12 protein-coding genes and 1 tRNA gene are annotated in these 17,714 nt (G+C 52.8%); 7 read left to right on the forward strand and 6 right to left on the reverse strand.

Features of this window, described 5'->3' with window-relative positions; genetic code table 11:
- Positions 1 to 43: 43 nt before the first annotated feature.
- Genes ACQUTD_RS06520 through ACQUTD_RS06535 form a run of 4 tightly spaced genes read right to left on the reverse strand, consistent with a single transcriptional unit; the run spans position 44 to position 7,399 of the window.
- The gene (locus ACQUTD_RS06520) at positions 44 to 1,969 is read right to left on the reverse strand and encodes a PTS sugar transporter subunit IIA (RefSeq protein ID WP_473274385.1); all 1,926 of its coding nucleotides are present in this window, start codon (positions 1,967 to 1,969) and stop codon (positions 44 to 46) included.
- 44 nt (positions 1,970 to 2,013) lie between these two features.
- Complete coding sequence (locus ACQUTD_RS06525; protein WP_473385620.1) at positions 2,014 to 2,874, reverse strand: nitrilase-related carbon-nitrogen hydrolase; 861 nt, start codon at positions 2,872 to 2,874, stop codon at positions 2,014 to 2,016.
- A 13-nt stretch (positions 2,875 to 2,887) separates the two neighbouring features.
- Positions 2,888 to 5,512: a glycoside hydrolase family 38 N-terminal domain-containing protein gene (locus tag ACQUTD_RS06530; protein WP_473274144.1), complete on the reverse strand. Its 2,625-nt coding sequence runs from the start codon at positions 5,510 to 5,512 to the stop codon at positions 2,888 to 2,890.
- Positions 5,513 to 5,527: 15 nt separating this feature from the next.
- Positions 5,528 to 7,399 carry a fructose-specific PTS transporter subunit EIIC gene (locus tag ACQUTD_RS06535; protein ID WP_473274143.1) on the reverse strand — a complete coding sequence of 624 codons (1,872 nt, stop codon included), beginning with the start codon at positions 7,397 to 7,399 and terminating at the stop codon, positions 5,528 to 5,530.
- Between the two features lie 218 nt (positions 7,400 to 7,617).
- On the opposite strand from ACQUTD_RS06535, the gene ACQUTD_RS06540 reads away from it, so the two are divergent.
- The 3 genes from ACQUTD_RS06540 to ACQUTD_RS06550 all read left to right on the forward strand — a co-directional run bounded on the left by ACQUTD_RS06540 (position 7,618) and on the right by ACQUTD_RS06550 (position 10,959).
- A complete protein-coding gene (locus tag ACQUTD_RS06540; protein ID WP_473274142.1) occupies positions 7,618 to 8,649 on the forward strand; it encodes a zinc-binding dehydrogenase in 1,032 nt (343 codons plus the stop codon).
- Between the two features lie 180 nt (positions 8,650 to 8,829).
- Positions 8,830 to 9,531, forward strand: a complete 702-nt coding sequence (locus ACQUTD_RS06545; RefSeq protein ID WP_473274141.1) for a hypothetical protein — start codon at positions 8,830 to 8,832, stop codon at positions 9,529 to 9,531.
- Between the two features lie 9 nt (positions 9,532 to 9,540).
- Positions 9,541 to 10,959, forward strand: a complete 1,419-nt coding sequence (locus ACQUTD_RS06550) for a PAAR domain-containing protein (RefSeq protein ID WP_473274140.1) — start codon at positions 9,541 to 9,543, stop codon at positions 10,957 to 10,959.
- 452 nt (positions 10,960 to 11,411) lie between these two features.
- Here ACQUTD_RS06550 and ACQUTD_RS06555 read toward each other — a convergent pair whose 3' ends face one another.
- Positions 11,412 to 11,552, reverse strand: a complete 141-nt coding sequence (locus tag ACQUTD_RS06555) for a hypothetical protein (RefSeq protein ID WP_473274139.1) — start codon at positions 11,550 to 11,552, stop codon at positions 11,412 to 11,414.
- Between the two features lie 268 nt (positions 11,553 to 11,820).
- Here ACQUTD_RS06555 and fdnG point away from each other — a divergent pair, with 268 nt between their 5' ends.
- From fdnG to fdnI, 3 genes are read left to right on the forward strand one after another with little or no spacing between them, the layout of a single operon-like run.
- The gene (fdnG, locus tag ACQUTD_RS06560; RefSeq protein ID WP_473274382.1) at positions 11,821 to 14,868 is read left to right on the forward strand and encodes a formate dehydrogenase-N subunit alpha; all 3,048 of its coding nucleotides are present in this window, start codon (positions 11,821 to 11,823) and stop codon (positions 14,866 to 14,868) included.
- An 11-nt stretch (positions 14,869 to 14,879) separates the two neighbouring features.
- Positions 14,880 to 15,764 carry a formate dehydrogenase subunit beta gene (gene fdxH / locus ACQUTD_RS06565; RefSeq protein WP_072567623.1) on the forward strand — a complete coding sequence of 295 codons (885 nt, stop codon included), beginning with the start codon at positions 14,880 to 14,882 and terminating at the stop codon, positions 15,762 to 15,764.
- Complete coding sequence (gene fdnI / locus ACQUTD_RS06570; protein WP_318377611.1) at positions 15,760 to 16,413, forward strand: formate dehydrogenase-N subunit gamma; 654 nt, start codon at positions 15,760 to 15,762, stop codon at positions 16,411 to 16,413. Before fdxH ends, fdnI begins: the two co-directional genes overlap by 5 nt.
- Positions 16,414 to 16,545: 132 nt before the next feature.
- On the opposite strand, the gene ACQUTD_RS06575 is transcribed toward fdnI, so the two are convergent.
- Positions 16,546 to 16,622 (reverse strand) — tRNA-Arg (locus ACQUTD_RS06575).
- A gap of 225 nt (positions 16,623 to 16,847) precedes the next feature.
- On the opposite strand from ACQUTD_RS06575, the gene folD reads away from it, so the two are divergent.
- A complete protein-coding gene (gene folD, locus ACQUTD_RS06580; RefSeq protein WP_072567622.1) occupies positions 16,848 to 17,714 on the forward strand; it encodes a bifunctional methylenetetrahydrofolate dehydrogenase/methenyltetrahydrofolate cyclohydrolase FolD in 867 nt (288 codons plus the stop codon).

Genomic DNA, 17,714 nt, shown 5'->3' on the forward strand with positions numbered 1-17,714 from the left:
GCCTGCGTTTACCCTCTGCACAAGAGGGTAAGCGCTTTATTTCTTATGCACTCCGGCCAAAACAGTCCGTGGCTATCGCCTGGAAATCATCGAAGCTGGCGCTGTTAACCAGTCGTCGGGTTGCTTTTTCACGGATAAACGTCATAAACAGATCGTAAATTCTCACCGCCTCGTCGCTATCCTCTTTACTGATCGCCAGTAAGAAAATCACCTGTGCCACCTCACCTTTATTGCTCCAGGCTACGCCGTCCGGTACGAGGATCGTCACCACCGCGGTCTTTTTAGCCCGCAGGCCCAGCGCATGGGGAATAGCAATGCCGTCGCCGAGCAGAGTGGACATAATGGATTCACGCTCAAGCAGCGAGGGATAAAAATCATCCGCTGTAAACCCCTGCTCTTTCAGCAGATTGCAGGCGCGTTTAAATAATGCTCCTTGTGTCATCGGCCCGTTAATCCGCATAAAACGTCGTTCATTGAAAAAACGGGCAAAAATCCATGGACGCGTGCGATCAACCATTACCAGGCGGCCAATCTGCTCTATTTGCCAGGGGGTCGGAAACAGGGCAATGCGGACCACGGGCTTATTTTTCTGGGTCAGGCGCAGCGTCGAGATAATGAAATCTTCCTCAACGTGAGGCAATTGCTCGTAGTCACGCAGGGCGATAACGCGTTCGACGACGATTTGCGGGAACTGGCGCAGAAGCTTTTCTTCGATCATGCGCAGTACTGAAATACCGGAATCACTGACGATAATTACCCTGGGATGGCGTTCAAAACCAGAACTGTAATTACGCTCCAGCCCGACGCCAATATGCACCGCCAGATAACCGGCCTCATCCTCATTGACGCTGTAAGGCACGCAACTGGCCATTTTCGATAAGGCGCTAAGGGTCACGTCCCAGGCAAAGGGATAATAGGTTTTGATATCAGCAAGCAATGGATTGGGCGTACTGACCTGATATTTTACCCGGGTCAGCATTGCCACCAGGTGTGTCGTGAGATCGTCACGCAGCTGGCGGTCGTGCCGTAAATCGTAGTTATAGGTGCCGTGGATAAAATTAAGCATATTATCCACCAGCTCCGCGCTGTTAATTTCGGTTTTCAGCTCATCAGCGGATCCTATAATCCGCCGGGCGGCAATCTGAATTTGCAGCCAGGCCAGCTCGGCGGCTGAATATTCACTGCCGAGAAAAAACGACAATCCCTGCGCAATATCCTGGCTGGCTTTGTCTATCACCGGATCGTTATCGCAGGCCGTGAGATGGATGATTTCATGGCCGGAGGTGATGCGCACTATGGATACCGCACACACCATGCTCAAATAGTGAAGCGCATCGTGGCTCAGCTTTATATCAAAACGATCCACGCTATTTTGCAGAATTTTAGCCAGGTGATGCAGATCGATATTCATCAGGAATTCCTGCACCGCCATGGTCATCAGCGGCTTATTGGCGGCGACGCTCATCTGCCAGATAACATCGGCAATCGCGTTGCGGATCGCAGGCTCCGTTCCGCTGACGCGGGATCCAGACCAGGGGCGTGTTTCCAGCGCGAGCTGATATTTTTTTAAAGCGTCTTTCACCTCGTTCATATCCCGGTGAACCGTGCCACGGCTGACACACCATTCATCAGCGATAAGGTCAAGTTTGACAGGCGCAGCCTGGGTCAGGAAGCGCAGCAGCAAAAGATGTATGCGATCTTTACTGCTGCGGGGAATGATTTTTTTCCGCCCTGCGGTCTGCGGCAAGGCGGCAAAAGCCCGTTGATCGTCAACAATCAGGCGATAGCCCGTCCCCCGCTCATAATGGATATGCGCCCCATAATCCTGGAGGGCGTCATTGAGTATCCCGATGTCGGTGCGGATCGTACGCGCCGACACCTGAAAACGCGTCGCTAACTCATCCTGCGGCAGGGTTTCTGCCTGGATCGTCTCATACAGTTCAGCCAGACGCTGATAAGGAAATAGCATCACTGCACGCCCCCCTTCCATGGAAATTAACGCAGCCGGCATGGTTATCTGTGCTTTTGATGCGCCTGTTTCAGGTTTTCATACATCCGGGGCGTAACATCGCGCAGCACAGGGAATAATGGCCGGATTGCTTTATTTTGAATGTCTGTCTTGCCGAGCGTTATACACTCTCCTTCATAAGGCGCTTTACAAATCACCGGACTGCCCGGGATTTTAGATCCGCAATCGCCTGCTGCGATAATACAACCGCCACCCCAGTAGGTTGTTTCACCCTCCTGCCCCACCAGATTGGTGTAGATAAAATCAACAGTATTCTCCATCGCCCGGGCTTTCACGATTGGTTCAAAAATGTCTTTCTCAAAGGCAGGTGAACCTGATATACCCACAATGACATCGGCCCCTTTCAGCGTAAGTAATCGTGCCAGTTCAGGGAAGAAGATGTCGTAACAAATCAACGCACCAATGCGGCCAATGGCAGTGTTATAGACCTCAAGTTCACCTCCATGACTGAAATAACGTCGATCGGGGAACGCACCCGCTCCGCCATTATCAGTGGCATGGCCCGGCAAAGTATTTTTTCGCCAGCCTCCAATATAGCCTTCCGGCCCCACCAGTGCTGCTGCGTTATACAGGATGCCGGGCAGCGTTTTTTCCACCATGCCCCAGATAATATGAATGCTATGCTGACGGGCAAGCTGCGTGAAATAATCCGTTGTCGCGCCGGGGAGCGTTTCCGCCACCTCAAAAAAACGATCGCCGCAATGATAACCAGTCAAGGCGAGCTCTGGAAAAACTATCAGCTCAGCCCCCTGCTGAGCTGCCTCCAGAACAAAGCGCGTCATTTTTTCAAGGTTGGCATTTTTGTTGGCGGTTTCTGGCGTAATTTGTGCAATGGCAATGTTCATCTGTTTATCCCTTTCAGAAAGCATCCACAATAAAGGTAACGATCTCATTGGGCTGTAACCGCCCGACGCTAATCACGCCGGTAAGGGCATTGAAGCTCACGACGCCGGGGATTTCCTGCTCGTTGAGCGTCGCGCGTCTGACATGGTTGAAGCATGTGGTGTTAAGCCGCAACTGCACGTCATCTGCTTTCTCCGCCAACTGATTGACCAGCCGCAGAATAAAACCCGGCCCCTTTTCGCAGCGCTTAAAGGCCATCACGCTAATATGCGGGGTTTCAACCGCAAACAACGTCATTGCGTCCGCCAGGCTCCCCCTTTTGCCGCGCGGCGTTGTCGCCAGCAGCGGCAACTGCCAGCGATCTGCCTCGGCCGCAATATCGCCCGCGGAGGATGGCAAATACATAAATGCATACTCAAGGGTATGGTCGCCGGGCATCAGGCTGTCCGGCACAGGTACATGCAGCCCAGAGCGCCGTCCCGGACGATCCACCAGATCCTGCTTGCCCATGTAATCCATGGTGCAAATTAGCGGCACCGAAACGACCGGCGTAGCCCCGTCACTGTTTATTTCATAGGTGACGAGTCCCTTATTAAAAATCAGCACTTTGCCGCTGGCGTGTTCAAATCCCATATAGCGCTGCTGTGGGTACAGGGCGTAATAGCGCTCTTCCCATCCTTCGCGCTGCCAGGCATCGGGATCCGGCACGCTGTTTTCCCGATAAAGCATGCCGTACTGTTGTTCAGCAAAATGTCGCCTGCCCGGCTGGTTATCAGGAAAAGTAACGCACACCCGATGATTGCGGGCCTGATTATGGAGAGTGGTACAAAAATCTACCCGTCGTGAGTCTTTACTGATGCGCAGAATACATGCTATTCGCTGATCAAGGGTTTCATCGCTGCGTTTATCGGCACCCGTATCGGCAGGTACGGCGAAATTAAAAATAAGTCTGACCGCTGCCGACAGCGAGGAATTATGCAGCACCTCAATATCCGGCAGGCCATGATGGGGATGGCACAGCCGATCGCTAACCGGCGGCGAATAGTCATATTCATCACCGGCATTTCCGTTCTCGATGAAATAATTAAGATCCGCAAACTGTTCGCCCGTTGCCCGGTCGGTATAGGTTAATGCCCCATTTTGCTGAACGGTCAGAGTAAAAAAGTCGGTGGTAAAGGTCGCGGTATTCTCGTTAAACAAAGGCTGACCCTTTGCTTCGCTTTGCGGCACAGGCCGTGGGATCATATACAGCGTCTGATAGCCGAAGCCCGGAAAACTGACCTTAATTGCCATCTCATAACGGTACAGCAGACGATCATGATTTTTTTGCCCGATTTCGATCTGCGCATCATTCTGGTTAATGGCGCTGACAGCGCTGACCGCGAAATCAACAGGCTGCCCTCCGCTGTCGACAAGGGTGAAATCTTCAGCGGGCGTGACAAAAGAGACATTTTCATAGCCACTCCGCGCCGATCCGGAAAAATTAAACAGCACCAGCGGCGTACCCTGCGTTTTATACGCAATATGGTCACCGATGTATTCGGAGGCATCCTGTAACAGCATGGCAGAAATTTGCTGCGCATTATGATAACGCTGCATCATTTGCGCATGGGTGCTGTCAGTGCAGACGCAGCAAATGGAGTCATGCGCATGATTTTGTAGAATATATTTACAGGCCTGGCCAATAAGTTCGTGCTGGTAAGGTTGACCAAAAAGAGCGCTCATGCTCATCAACGGTTCGGCCATCCGTTGCAGCTGCGTCTGCGTATGATAATTCGTAATTTTAATATCAAGGCGCGTCATACCAATGCTGACATGCACCCGCATATATTTTCCTTTGCGAAACTCCCCCTCCACCACTTTTTTATCACCCTGCTTAAATACCGCCGCAAGATAATCTGTAAGCGCGCCGATGCGGAAATTATGCTCAGGCAGGTCAGCATTCAACTGTTTCACGATCTCCGGCAGTAGTGGGTTTGCATTGCGCTGGTCAAAACCGCACATCAGCAGCATGTTGCGCTTATCGGATCTGGCGTACAGGGCAGCAAGATTATTCTTTATGATGCTGACGTTATTATCGGGATCGTCATTCAGCAGGCGCGCGTTGCCATATCCTTCCGCCAGTACCGTGGTTTTTACCGACGAGCCATCCGCACTTCGCCAGATAAAATCCACATCAGGGCATTCATCTTCTGTTATGCCCCGCCAGAACACCGCGTAGTCAATGCCAAACCCCTGCAGCAGCTGCGGCAGTTGCGCCGCCTGTCCAAAGGAGTCCGGCAGATAACCCACCTGCATACTTCCGCCGAAAGCGGCTGCAATGCGCTGACCGATGAGCAGATTGCGGATCTGGAATTCTCCGCCGGGAATGAACTCATCCGGCTGAATATACCAGGGGCCGACGATAATTCTCTTGTGGGCAATTAACTGCTGCAACTGCTGTTTTTTGTGCGGTTTAATTGCCAGATAATCCTCAAGCACGATGGTCTGCCCGTCCATCATAAAAGAGGGATAATGCGGATTATGTTCTAACAGCTCGATCAGATTATCGAAAAATATCACCAGCCGGACCCGGTATTCTTCGAAGGTTTTATGCCACTCACGATCCCAGTGCGTGTGCGAAATAATATAGAAATCCATAATAACGTCCTCTGTTTATAACGCGTTTGTCCGTTCAATAAATTCTTTCTTCAGGGTAATCACGCACAGCGCGGTAACCGCAACGCCAAGAAGAAAAGCGCCCATAAATAACAACGGGTGCCGGAAGAAGGGCACGACGAATATACCGCCGCTCGGCACGGACGCTTCTACGCCCATTCCCAGGGCCAGCGCCGCCCCAGCCGCAGATCCGGTGACAATGGATAAAATTACGCGCCAGGGATCGGCCACCGCAAAGGGGATCGCGCCTTCCGTAATGCCGGTCAGCCCCATGATTGCGGTGGCAATGGCACTGCTTCGCTCAGCCACGCTGAATTTTTTGGGTGCCAGACGGGTGGCCAGCGCCAGTCCTGCGGGCGGCGTCATAATGCCGATCCAGCAGGCGGCCATAGGGGCATAAACTCCCTGTGCCAGCATGCCGACGCAAAAAGCAAAGGCCACTTTATTAATCGGGCCACCCATATCAATCGCCATCATCGCGCCGATGATCATGCCCATCACAATCAAATTTCCGCCCTGGAGGGATTTCAGTCCGTTTTCCAGTAAAACAGATAATTGTGCAATGGGGACGCCCACCGTATACATCACCAGCGCCACCAGCCCCGATCCCAGCAGAGGAATAATAATAATCGGCTTAAGCTGCGTCAGATAAGCATGCATGGGGATGCGTTTTAGTTGATTAACAATAAAGCCTGCGACAAATCCGGCAACTATGCCGCCCAAAAAGCCTGCGCCAATTTCTCTGGCAATTAAGCCCCCCGCCATGCCCGCAACGATGCCAGGTTTATCCGCAATGGAATAAGAAATATATCCAGCGATAACCGGCACCATTAACGAAAATATCAGCACGCCAGTCTGTACAGTCATATGTGCAAAACCGTTTTTTTGATCGCCGCCGCCCAGCAACAGGCCGAGGGTCAGAATTAAGCCTCCGGCGACCACAAACGGCAGCATAAAAGAGACGCCGGTCATTAAATGACTTTTAGCGTCGTCCAGCAGTTTGCCGATAGTCGATTTCTCTTTACCTGCCGTGTTAACAGCATCACGGGGGATATTCTCGCCTTTCTTTTGCGTTTCCGCCTGCTTCAGCGCCTGTAAAATAACAGCCTGCGCATCCCTGATGGGATCGGACACTGATACTTTTACCTGCGGCAGATGGTCATAGCGTTCGGCCTCTTTTACCGCCACCGACACCGCAAATATCACCGCGTCAGCCTCACGTAATTGCTCAGCGGTATGTTTACCTTCTATGCCGTTCGCCCCCTGCTTTTCAACCCGGACAGTGACCCCTAGCGCCTTCCCGGCTTTGACCAGCGCGTCGGCGGCCATATAGGTATGCGCCACACCCGCGGGACAAGCGGTCACCGCCAGCAGCGTTTTCTGGCACTGCGCCGTCTGATCGGCGGCGGCGACAGGGATATCAAGATTGTGAATAAAGGCATCGGGGGTGGGGGAGGAAAATAAGCGCTCGCTGTATTCTTCATCGCCCATGTTTTGCATCAGTTCTGCCAGCAGCGCCAGATGCGTACTACCGGCTTCGCTTTCCGGGATCGCCAGCATAAAAATATGCTGAACACCGTCATCTTCTTCAAAAGATTCCCAGTCCATGACAGGCTTTTTTGTGGTCATCACGGCAAAACAGGCTTCCTTTACGGCGGCGCATTTCCCATGAGGCAGCGCGAGGCCTGCTCCCATTCCGGTTTCGCCCAGCGCTTCCCGCGCATAAACGGCCTGCAAAAATGCTTCTTCCGACGTCAGTTTTCCGCTTTCAAACAGTTTTCGGGCCAGCGTGCGAATAATCTCGTCTTTCTTATCGGCGTCACTGTTAAGTATTATTAGAGCGTTAGTGGTTAATGTTGATAGTTGCATATATCCCCTTCCCTTTTGACCATCCTGGTAAAATGCCTCACTGCTTTTCGACGCATTTACCCTAACAGCTCTCACTTGCGAGTTTTATTCTGAAAATTTCCCCTCCGAAGTGGAAGTAAACAGAACAGCATTGAATAACCTCACATTCAGTTACCCTTCTTTGCCACAGGCTTGCCGATCGCAGCCATACTAAAGACACTGAATGCAGGAGGAAAAAGATGTCTGAACACACCACAACCATTCCCGACACCATGACCGCAGTTGAGATCACGCAGCCCGGCGGCCCCGAGGTTTTACAGCCCACCACCCGCCCGGTGCCGAAGCCACAGCCGCATGAAGTGCTGATCCGCGTGGTCGCCGCGGGCGTTAACGGCCCTGACATCATGCAGCGCAAAGGCCAGTATGCGCCGCCGCCGGGGGCGTCTGATATTCCGGGACTGGAAGTCTCGGGGATCGTGGCGGCAGTCGGTGCGGATGTGAAAAGCTTTACGGTGGGCGATCATGTGGCCGCGCTGATTCCGGGGGGCGGTTACGCAGAGTATTGCGTGGCCCATGAAACCAACGCCCTGCCGCTGCCGCCGGGCTTAAACCTGATCGAGGCCGCTGCCCTGCCTGAGACCTTTATGACGGTGTGGCTCAATATGTTCGAGCGCGGTCAGTTTAAGGCGGGCGACATTATTCTGATCCACGGCGGCGCGTCCGGTATCGGCACCACCGCCACCATGCTGGCGAAGGCGTTCGGCGCGGCAAAAATCATCACTACCGTGGGATCAAAAGCGCATCACGAAGCCAGCCTGAAGCTCGGTGCAGATACCGCAGTGCTTTATAAAGAAGCGGATTTTGTTGAAGTCACTAAAGAGGTCACGGACGGCCACGGCGCGGACATTATTCTCGATATTGTGGCGGGCGATTACGTGGCGCGGAACTATGACGCGGCGGCGATGAATGGCCGAATCGTGCAGATCGGCGTAATTGGCGGCGCCGCCAAAGAGCTGAATCTGTTCCCGATGCTCAGCAAGCGCCTGACGCATATCGGCTCGACATTGCGTTCCCGTTCGCCGGAAGAGAAAGCGGCGCTGATCAAAGCGCTTACTGAGAACGTCTGGCCGCTGCTGGAAAAAGGCTCCGTCAAACCTCAGGTGTGCAAAACCTTCCCGTTTGAGAAAGCTGGTGAGGCGCATCAGATGATGGACGACAGTAAACATATCGGCAAAGTGGTGCTGATTATGGATGAAGAGGCGCATCGCTAAAATATAATGGGGACCATGGTCCCCTTTTTTTCCCCTGCGCAAATTATAAACCCAATCAATATTTCATGTAAAAACCAGTTAAAAATAATATATACACCCAAAAATCCGAAAAGCCATTTTTATCAAAAACCACCGAAAATACAGGCATAGAGTAACCCTTTTAAATAAAGGAGTTCTGTTATGCAGGAAGCAGACGTTGAAAAAGTCTATTTTTACTCTCCCGGTAAAAGCAGTTATTACTCCAATGTCACCTTGTGGGTGCTGGCAAGATACACCACCTTAACAGACGGTAGGCTGTGCCTGCAGCCCAGGTGGTCGATGCTTAATGGCTACAACGGGATTTGCCTCTTCTATTCAAGATTAGATGCTGAAATCCAGGCTCTGCATTATAAGGATGTTGAGGGAGAAAACTGGAGCGTCTGGCCTTTAGACGATATGAATATCACAGAAATGCTGCAGGCGCTTCATGGCTTTCAGCAATACTATTTTACACATATGGTTATTGGATTAAGCATAGCTACGATGGGGAAAATTAACGGAAAGCGTTACCTGAACCTTTTTGCGCTTACAGAAAGGTTTGCTATCGGCAAAGAAATTATGAAATACCAACGCCCTTATTCGTTCATATTAAAATTTTCGGATCAGGACTTTACAGACATTGAGAACACATGGTTTTCGCATTTCGCCAGCTATTCTGAAGTTATTTCGGCACAGAATAAACTTGACGCCCGTATCCTCCAGTGTGAGGCGCTTAAAGCTTACATGTCAGTAACGGAATTAGCAGCCCCAAATAAGACGGACAATTTAAGTATCGGCACCTGGTCGGTTATGGATCAGAAATGGATTTTTACACAACCGTGGAATAGCCAGACAGTTCACTAGGGAAAACATATGGGACACACTGGGTTTTTTATACAACGAGGCGATCGAACTTCTTGTGGCGGCGAGGTATTAACCGGTCGTAATGGTTTTACCTGTCAGGGGTTCCCTCTCGCCGTTGAAGGGGATATGTGTACATGCGGAGAACATCCAGGTACCTTTCCTATCTCGGGGGGTATCCCCGACATTTCGTACAACGGGATCCGCGTGGCAGGATCGGATCACAGCGTCAGCACCTGCCCATGCCGCGCTATGTTGATTCCCTCTAATCTGCCTATGAGTTATGAGTATTCAGCTTCACGTTGGGGCGGAATAATACATTATGCCGAGGCCGCAGAAAAACGAGCTCAACATGCCTTACAAGCCGGTCCGGAAGCAGAACCAGCTCCTGAACCAGAACAGGCCACTGTAATACCAGCCCCGCTCTCCCGGCCCAGAGAACCTGTCGACGCCGGGTTTTGTATTGTCCCGCATCTGACGTCGCCGTGGCATTATCAGTCATCGTTATTCGTTAATCCGCCCGCCGGAGCAGAAGCGCTTTATCAGGCGCTGAATCCCTGGCAGCAGAAAAAGGCCGGTTCCATACTGATTGTTGCCGATCCGCTTAAACAGGATGCGCAGCAGATTGAGGTGCTGACGCAGGCAAGAGACAGAGTGGATGCTGCGCTGAAGCCATTAACCAGTGAGGAAGCCAGCTTTTTATATAAGAACCGTAACGTTATTGATATTTTCTCTGCGTTAACCAGTGATTATGGTGGATTGCTGACGGGTATGGGGCAGCAATATTTTTCAGAGATTGAAAAAATCCTGATAAAAATCCAGCAAAGTTATCAGAATGCCTATATCACCCGGGGTGCCTTGATCGGTGAGCAATTCTATGCCGAACGCAGAATGTTATTTGCAAGGCTGGATAATATCTTTCTGAGAATGTTCCGCGAAAAAATCGGGCTGGCACCCTATGACAATATCAAACGCGCGCTAGGGTTATCCTCATCATCAATAATGCACCGGTGGGATCAGACTGGCGTCAGGGATATTGAAGGTTACGCAACCTATATCGAAAGGTCGGCAAAACTCGTCAAACTTATGCGCAATATGAACCGGGTAGCCATTGGCTTCTCCGCACTAAATGGCGCGAATAATATCTATGACGCCTGTACGATCGGCCGGGACTGTGAGAAAACAACTTTTACAGAGATTGGTAGATTTGCGGGAGGGGTAATCGCACCATGGCTTTTAGAAACATCGATAACCCAGGCATCAATCATTGGCTGTAATGTGGCATTAGGAATTTTAAGTGCGCCTTTGGGCGGCAGTCTGGCGCTAACATGTGAAATTATTGTTGCAGGCGCGATGGGATTTGCCGTTGGAAAAATAGGCGAATCCACAGGCGAATATGTTGGTGAGAAAGCATATCACTTCGTTAATTAACTAAGCATTCTCACTTATCTATTTTATTAGTGCAGTTTTAAATACATCAACTGCACTTTTAAAGGACTTAGTACATGGCTGACTATATCGTTGTAGGTTTATTTATAACTTGTATCATTTTAACAATACCGTTAATAACACTTCGAACAGTGAATAACAAGAAATTCAAAATTATATGTGAACTATACTTTGAAAGGTACAAAGATTTACCTATAGAAGCTTGGTTCTTTTACGACTCAGGTGTGTTTTCTTCATTTAGTGGCTATGGTCTAAAAACAACTTTTATTAAATACCCATTAATATACGGCAAGAGATCGCGCCTGAATCATCATGATGATGAAATACAGTTCTTCCGAAATCTTGACGCCAGTCTAACAACAACTTTCAAATATGAACATTATATAAGCAAGCTTGGATGTTATATCTTTATAGTGGATTTAATAGTTTATTTTTTATTTTGCCAGACATAGGAAAATTAAGATGACAGCTGCTTTCTGCACTGGTTTTGCATGTTCTTCAGGAACAGTGAAATCGGTATCGACGTTAATAGGGACGGTCAGTAACGGGTGAGTCTGGTTAAGGTTAATAGCCATGGGATAGCCTCCACTAAGATTTCCGGGAGGCTAATCCCGGCATCTGATTTTGCAGATGCGCGTGCACAATACAATGACTCCCCGCCTTCGTAAAATCCGTACATACACGCCTCAAAGGGATTACCGCCCCGCCAACCCTGCCTACCCCATAAGAGGTGAGTCGCCCGCCAATCCATAGTGAATTGATTTCACGCAATATCCCTGCCCGCTGTCCTGTTATTTTCGCCGCCGAAAACACGTCATAACAAGTCAAAACATTGGGGATATGATGGACGTCAGTCGCAGAAAATTTTTTAAAATTTGCGCCGGCGGAATGGCAGGAACCACGGCGGCGATGCTGGGCTTTGCCCCCACCGTTGCACTTGCGGAAACGCGCAACTACAAATTGCTGCGCGCGAAAGAAACCCGCAATACCTGCACTTACTGTTCCGTAGGCTGTGGATTATTGATGTACAGCATGGGTGACGGCGCGAAAAATGCCAAATCCAGTATTTTCCATATTGAAGGGGATCCGGATCATCCGGTCAGCCGCGGGGCGCTGTGCCCGAAAGGCGCGGGTCTGCTGGATTATATCCACAGCGACAACCGCCTGCGCTACCCGGAATACCGCGCGCCAGGCTCTGATAAATGGCAGCGCATCAGCTGGGACGAGGCCTTTACCCGCATCGCCCGCCTGATGAAAGATGACCGCGACGCCAACTTCATCGAGAAGAACGAACAGAACGTCACGGTTAACCGCTGGCTCTCCACCGGCATGCTGTGTGCCTCGGCAGCCAGCAACGAAACCGGGATGCTGACGCAAAAATTTGCCCGCTCGCTGGGCATGCTGGCAGTCGATAACCAGGCGCGCGTCTGACACGGACCAACGGTAGCAAGTCTTGCTCCAACATTTGGTCGCGGTGCGATGACCAACCACTGGGTTGATATCAAAAACGCCAACGTGGTGATGGTGATGGGCGGTAACGCCGCTGAAGCCCACCCGGTCGGTTTCCGCTGGGCGATGGAAGCCAAAAACAATAACGATGCCACGCTGATCGTGGTCGATCCGCGCTTTACCCGCACCGCTTCGGTGGCGGATATTTATGCGCCGATCCGCTCCGGCACCGACATTACCTTCTTGTCGGGCGTCATCCTGTATCTGATTTCCCATAACAAAATCAACGCCGAATACGTTAAACACTACACCAACGCCAGCCTGCTGGTGCGGGATGATTTCAGTTTTGATGACGGCCTGTTCAGCGGCTACGACGAGGCGAAACGCCAGTACGACAAAACCAGCTGGAACTATCAGTTCGATGAGAACGGCTATGCGAAACGCGACGATACGCTCCAGCACCCCCGCTGCGTGTGGAACCTGCTGAAAGATCACGTCTCACGCTATACGCCTGACGTGGTGGAACATATCTGCGGCACCCCGAAGGCTGATTTCCTGAAAGTGTGTGAAGTGCTGGCCTCTACCAGCGCGGCGGATCGCACCACGACATTCCTGTATGCACTGGGCTGGACGCAGCACACCGTCGGCGCGCAGAACATTCGTACCATGGCGATGATCCAGCTGCTGCTCGGCAATATGGGCATGGCAGGCGGCGGCGTAAACGCGCTGCGCGGCCACTCCAATATTCAGGGGCTGACGGATCTGGGCCTGCTCTCCACCAGCCTGCCGGGGTATCTGACTCTGCCGTCGGAAAAACACACCACGCTGGAAAGTTATCTGGCGGCCAATACGCCGAAAGCCACGCTGCCGGGCCAGGTGAACTACTGGGGCAACTATCCGAAGTTTTTCGTCAGCCTGATGAAAGCCTTTTATGGCGACGATGCGACCCGGGAAAACAACTGGGGCTTCGACTGGCTGCCGAAGTGGGATCAGTCTTACGACGTGCTGAAGTATTTCGACATGATGGATCGTCAGCAGGTCACCGGCTATATCTGCCAGGGCTTTAACCCGGTCGCTTCCTTCCCGGATAAAAACAAAGTGGTCGCCAGCCTCAGCAAGCTGAAGTATCTGGTGATCATCGACCCGCTGGTCACGGAAACCTCGAACTTCTGGCAGAACCACGGCGAGATGAACGATGTCGATCCGGCCACTATCCAGACCGAAGTGTTCCGTCTGCCGTCCACCTGCTTTGCCGAAGAAGATGGCTCCATTGCCAACTCCGGGCGCTGGTTGCAGTGGCACTGGAAAGGCGCGGACGCTCCTGGCGAAGCGCGAAACGACGGCGAGATCCTTGCAGGCCTGTACCACCGGCTGCGCGAAATGTATCGCGCCGAAGGCGGGAAAGGCGTCGAGCCGCTGCTGAAAATGGGCTGGGACTACGATCAGCCGGATCATCCGGAATCGGACGAAGTGGCCCGGGAGAACAACGGCTACGCGCTGGAAGATCTCTTTGATGCCAGTGGCAATCTGCTGGCGAAAAAAGGTCAGTTGCTGGACTCCTTTGCGTTGCTGCGTGACGACGGCACCACGGCGTCTGCCTGCTGGATCTACGCCGGGAGCTGGACGGCGAAAGGCAACCAGATGGCGAACCGTGACAACAGCGATCCGTCCGGGCTGGGTAACACCCTGGGCTGGGCCTGGGCATGGCCGATGAACCGCCGCATCATTTACAACCGCGCCTCCGCCGATCCGCAGGGGAAACCCTGGGACGCGAAACGCATGTTGATCAAATGGAACGGTACGAAATGGGTCGGCAACGATATTCCGGACTACAACACCGCGCCGCCGGGCAGCGGCGTCGGGCCGTTTATCATGCAACCGGAAGGTCTGGGCCGCCTGTTCGCCATCGACAAAATGGCGGAAGGGCCGTTCCCGGAACACTACGAGCCGTTCGAAACGCCGCTGGGCACCAACCCGCTGCACCCGAAGGTGGTGTCGAACCCGGCAGCGCGTCTGTACGCCGCGGATGCCCGACGCATCGGCAAACGCGACGCTTTCCCGTATGTCGGCACCACCTACCGCCTGACGGAGCACTTCCACACCTGGACCAAGCATTCGCGGCTGAACGCCATTGTGCAGCCGGAACAGTTTGTGGAAATCAGCGAGCGGCTGGCGAAAGCCAAAGGCATTGCCAATGGCGATCGCGTGAAGGTCAGCAGCAAACGCGGCTTTATTCGCGCCGTCGCGGTGGTGACGCCACGCGTGCGCACGCTGTATGCGGGCGGCCAGGAGGTGGAAACCATCGGTATTCCGCTGCACTGGGGCTTTGAAGGCACGGCGCGTAAGGGTTATCTCGCCAATACCCTGACGCCGTCCGTCGGCGACGCCAACTCGCAAACGCCGGAGTACAAGGCGTTTCTGGTCAACATTGAGAAGGCGTAAGGAGCAATATTATGTCCATGCAATCTCAGGATATTATCCGCCGTTCAGCGACGAACGGCATGACGCCGCCGCCTCGCGCCCGCGACTATAAAGAAGAGGTCGCGAAGCTGATTGACGTCTCCAGCTGTATTGGCTGCAAAGCGTGCCAGGTGGCCTGCTCGGAGTGGAATGACATCCGCGACGACGTGGGCCACTGCGTCGGGGTGTATGACAATCCCGCCGATCTGAGCGCCAAATCCTGGACGCTGATGCGCTTTAGCGAGACGTCGCAGAACGGCAGGCTGGAGTGGCTGATCCGTAAGGATGGCTGTATGCACTGCACCGATCCGGGCTGCCTGAAGGCCTGCCCGTCGGCGGGCGCAATCATTCAGTACGCCAATGGCATCGTCGATTTTCAGTCGGAACACTGCATTGGCTGCGGCTACTGCATTGCCGGTTGCCCGTTCAACATTCCGCGTCTGAATAAAGACGATAACCGCGTCTATAAATGCACGCTGTGCGTTGATCGGGTGAGCGTGGGCCAGGAGCCAGCCTGCGTGAAAACCTGCCCGACGGGGGCCATTCATTTCGGCACAAAAAAAGAGATGCTGGAGGTGGCGGACGAGCGCGTGGCGAAGCTGCAAAAGCGCGGCTATCCGCACGCGGGCGTCTATAACCCGCAGGGCGTGGGCGGCACGCACGTAATGTATGTGCTGCATCATGCCGATCAGCCGGAGCTGTATCACAATCTGCCGAACGATCCGCACATCGACACCCCGATTTCCCTGTGGAAAGGGCTGCTGAAACCGCTGTCGGCGGCAGGTTTTATCGCCACCTTCGCGGGGCTGATCTTCCACTATGTGGGCGTCGGGCCGAATGAAGAGGTGGATGAAGACGAGGAGGAACACCATGATTAAGCAGAGCAGGATGATCGTCAGGACGAAATTCATTGACCGCGCCTGCCACTGGACGGTCGTGATTTGCTTTTTCCTGGTGGCGCTCTCCGGCATCGCGCTGTTTTTCCCGACGCTGCAATGGCTGACGGAAACCTTCGGTACGCCGCAGATGGGCCGTATTCTGCACCCGTGGTTTGGGGTGCTGATCTTCATCGCGCTGATGTTTATGTTCGTGCGTTTTGTGCATCACAATATTCCCGATAAACACGATATTCCGTGGGTAAAGGGTATTGTCGAGGTGCTGAAAGGCAACGAGCATAAAGTGGCGCGGGTCGGCAAATATAACGCCGGGCAGAAGATGATGTTCTGGACCATTATGAGCATGATTTTTGTGCTGCTGGTAACCGGGATTATTATCTGGCGTCCGTGGTTTGCCGATTATTTCCCGATCAAAGTGGTGCGTTATAGCCTGCTTATTCATGCCACCACGGCGATTATTTTGATCCACGCCATTCTTATTCATATGTATATGGCGTTCTGGGTCAAAGGCTCCATCAAAGGCATGATTGTCGGCAAAGTGAGCCGCCGCTGGGCGCAGAAGCATCATCCGCGCTGGTACCGTGATGTCGAAGCGATGGAAGCGAAAAAAGAGAGCACCGAAGGGCTGTAAGTCGGGGCTGATAAACAAACCGTCAGGGGAAACGCTGGCGGTTTTTTTACGTCGATCGACGACGCTAAATGCCAAAACGGATAAAACGTACCAGGGAAGAAATTTAATCGAAGGGCGTGAGCGAAAGCAGAATGGTACGCCCTACAGGGCTCGAACCTGTGACCTACGGCTTAGAAGGCCGTTGCTCTATCCAACTGAGCTAAGGGCGCGTTACGCGGATGTCACACCTTTTATGGTGGAAACGCCTCGGATTATACGGTCAACCTCCATTGAGTCAATGGCTTTGCATCTGGATGCGCGGTAAATGAGCATCCTGAACTGCTTCACGACGCTGCCGCAGGTGAATTTCATAAAGGTTAACTGACAGCGCCTCCCGCTTCTGACAAAATATAGCCATCCCCACTCTTCTATTCACAGACGGAATCTTCTCTCTGATGGCAGCAAAGATTATTGACGGTAAAACGATTGCGCAGCAGGTGCGCTCTGAAGTTGCGGAAAAAGTGCAGGCACGTCTGGCTGCAGGAAAACGCGCACCAGGGCTGGCTGTTGTTCTGGTTGGCAGCAACCCGGCTTCGCAAATCTATGTAGGCAGTAAACGCAAAGCGTGTGAAGAGGTGGGCTTTATCTCCCGCTCTTACGATCTGCCTGAAACCACCACCGAAGCCGAACTGCTGATGCTTATCGACAGGCTGAATGCCGACAGCGCCATCGACGGCATTCTGGTGCAGCTGCCGCTGCCTGCGGGCATCGACAACGTAAAAGTGCTGGAGCGTATCGCGCCGGATAAAGACGTGGACGGTTTCCATCCCTATAACGTGGGTCGTCTGTGCCAGCGCGCGCCGCGTCTGCGCCCCTGTACGCCGCGCGGCATCGTCACGCTGCTGGAGCGCTACAACATCGATACCTACGGCCTGAATGCCGTGGTGATTGGCGCCTCCAATATCGTCGGCCGCCCGATGAGCATGGAGCTGCTGCTGGCCGGTTGCACCACCACGGTGACGCACCGTTTCACCAAAAACCTGCGCCAGCATGTGGAAAACGCCGATCTGCTGATCGTCGCGGTGGGCAAACCGGGCTTTATCCCCGGCGAGTGGATCAAAGAAGGCGCGATTGTTATTGATGTCGGGATTAACCGTCTTGAAAGCGGTAAAGTAGTGGGCGATGTGGTGTTTGAAGACGCCGCCGCGCGCGCTGCGTACATCACGCCAGTGCCGGGCGGCGTCGGGCCGATGACGGTCGCCACACTCATCCAGAACACGCTACAGGCGTGCGAAGAATATCACGACGTTAAGGAAGCATAA

The organism is Enterobacter sp. K510, assembly GCF_055804875.1.